Origin of the sequence: Geminicoccus sp. (assembly GCF_035556675.1) — a bacterium.
GTDB lineage: Bacteria > Pseudomonadota > Alphaproteobacteria > Geminicoccales > Geminicoccaceae > Geminicoccus.
The window spans coordinates 1-2,765 of record NZ_DATMFZ010000261.1; the positions used below are offsets into that span (position 1 = coordinate 1).

The 2,765-nt window shown below is 67.5% G+C and carries 2 protein-coding genes; both read left to right on the forward strand.

The features are described 5' to 3' along the window. The first annotated feature begins 262 nt into the window (after positions 1-262). Complete coding sequence (locus VNS22_RS18460) at positions 263-1,465, forward strand: extracellular solute-binding protein (protein ID WP_325734998.1); 1,203 nt, start codon at positions 263-265, stop codon at positions 1,463-1,465. A 46-nt stretch (positions 1,466-1,511) separates the two neighbouring features. Next, positions 1,512-2,600 (forward strand): ABC transporter ATP-binding protein, encoded by a 1,089-nt coding sequence (locus VNS22_RS18465; protein WP_325734999.1) that lies wholly within the window; start codon positions 1,512-1,514, stop codon positions 2,598-2,600. The last annotated feature ends 165 nt before the right edge of the window (positions 2,601-2,765 follow it).

Here is a 2,765-nt window from a genome sequence, read left to right on the forward strand (position 1 = left end):
GGGGCGGCCGAGTTCATCATCGCCCGGGGCGACATCCTGACCGGCTGACGGTGCGCCCGATGCGGGCATCGAGCCTGAGCTGCGGCTGCCGGAAATAAAAAGCGCCGGCATCAACGGAAGCCACACTTACCAGTTGTGCAACTCGCTGTTCCGCGCCAATCCTGGCGAGCACCATTGGTCCAGATTGATGGTCGTTTCGTTCCGCGGAAGGTCGCGCATAAGCGATCACCACGGTCCCTGGCATATTGGGAAAGAAACGCTGATGTCGAGCATCGAGCCCGAGCTTCCCGCGCAGGATCCGGCCAGCCGGCCCGAGACTGCGCTCTCCAGGCGCACCGCGCTGGCGACCGGCATCGGCGCCGCCGCCATGCTGGCCGCACCCCATGTGCGCCGCGCGGAAGCAGCGAGCCTGAACCTGCGCATGCTGATGTGGCAGGACTACAATATCGCCGAGACCGTGGCCGAGTTCGAGCGCGAGCACGGCGCCACGATCTCGCCCGCCTTCTTCGACGGCAACTCCGAGGCCTTCAACAAGATGAAGGCCGGCGGCACCGGCGACTTCGATCTGGTCATGGCGGACGGGTTCTGGCCGCGCCTCTATTTCCGCGAGGGCCTGATCCAGGCGCTGGACCCGGCCAAGCTGCCGAATCTCGCCAACCTGGTCCCCGACTTCGCGCCGGGTACCTACGACCTGCTGCTCGACCAGCCGGGCGGCCAGCTGATCGGCGTGCATAATTGCTGGGGCAGCTACGGCATCACCATGAACACCCAGCACATCCCCGAGGAGGAGCGGGATTCGCTGAGTGTGATGTTCAACGAGAACTATGCCGGCCATCTCGCGACCGGGGCGCGGTTCGAGGAGAACATCGCCATGGCCGGCATCATGGCGGCCACCCAGCTCGGCACCAAGGACGGGCCACGGCCGAACGGCGACAGCTCGTTCAACCCCTACCACCTGACCGACGAGGAGCTGGAGGCAGCCAAGCAGCTCCTGATCAAGCAGAAGGCGCTGCTGGTCACCCGCTACCAGGACTACGACTCCCTGCAGCGCCTGATGCGGCCGGGCCTGGTCTGGGCCTCGCCGGAATTCTCCGAGATCTATCGCCGCCTGACCCGGGCGCGCCGCGCCGGCGAGATCGATTTCGACGTGGTGCACACGCTGCAGCCCAAGGAGGGCGGGCTTGGCTGGATCGACAGCTGGCAGGTCAGCTCGGGCGTGAAGGACCCGGCCATGGTCGATCTCGCCCATGCCTGGATCAACCACTACATTTCCAAGCAGAGCATGTATCGGGTCGGCATGAAGGGCGTGGCGCCCTGCTATGACGTGCGCGACCTGCTGCCGCCCGAGGAAGTGTCGCTGCTGATGCTGGACCGCACGGCCGAGCTGCGCGGCCTGCACATGTTCGACCAGCCGTCCTCGCCGGAGAAATGGGAGCGCGTCTGGTCCGAGGTCGAGGCGGCCTGACGCCGGCACCGAGCGAACCGACGCCTCAAGCGACCGACGGACGGACATGGCGGACTTCGTGCTCGAACTGGACCGGGTGACCAAGCGCTTCGGCGACGTCACCGCGGCCAACGATCTCTCGCTCCAGGTGGCCCAGGGCGAGTTCTTCGCCCTGCTGGGCCCCAGCGGCTCCGGCAAGACCACGCTGCTGCGGATCATCGCCGGGCTGGAGCTGCCCGATTCCGGGCGCGTCCTGATCAACGGCCAGGACGTGACCCGGCTGCCGCCCTATGCGCGCAAGGTCGGCATGGTGTTCCAGAACTTCCTGCTGTTCCCGCACAAGACCGTGGCCGAGAACGTGGTGTTTCCGCTGCGCATGCAGGGGGCGCCCAAGGAGCGGCAGCGGGAGCGGCTGGCCTGGGCGCTGAAGCTCCTGCGCCTGGAGGGCCTGGAAGACCGCTACCCGAACCAGCTTTCGGGCGGGCAACAGCAGCGCGTGGCGCTGGCCAGAGGCCTGATCGCGCGGCCGGCGCTGCTGCTCCTGGACGAGCCGCTGGCCAATCTCGACCGCGAGCTGCGCAAGGAGATGGAGGTCGAGGTCCGCCGCTACCAGGTCGAGCTGACCACGCCCTTCATCTACGTCACCCACAACCAGGAGGAGGCGCTCACCATGAGCGACCGGATCGCCGTGATGGCGAAGGGTCGCTTCGAGCAGGTGGCGCCGAAGCTGGAAGTCTACACCCACCCGACCAGCCCGTTCGTGGCGGGCTTCGTCGGCCATTCCAACAAGATGAGCGGGCGGCTCACCGCATTGGACGGGTCCCGGGCGCGGCTCGATTGGCAGGGGGTCGAGATCGCCGTGCCGAGCCCGGCCCGTGCCGGGGTGGGCGACCGCGTCGACTATTTCGTCAAGTGCGAGCACATGGTGCTGCGCAGTCCGAACGACCCGCCGGAACCGGGAATGGCCAACCGGGTGCCGGGCGTGCTGCGCGACGTGATCTTCAAAGGGCCGACTGCGGACTACCTGGCCAGGCTCGACAACGGCGTCGAGCTGACCGTGACCGACGCGGTCACCATGCCCAGCATCCGGCGCGACGACCCGATCCACGTGGCCTGGGCGCCGGAAGCCGGCCAGTGCTTCGCGGCGGCGGGCTGACCGCATGGCCACCGAGATCGCTTCCGCCCGCGGCCAGCTCAGCCCCGAAGCGCGCTTCCTTCTGCTGGCCCTGCCGGGTGCTTTGTTCGTCGTGGCCTTCCTGATCCTGCCGATGCTCTCGATCCTGGTGTTCAGCTTCTGGCGCACCGAGAGCTACAACCTGAT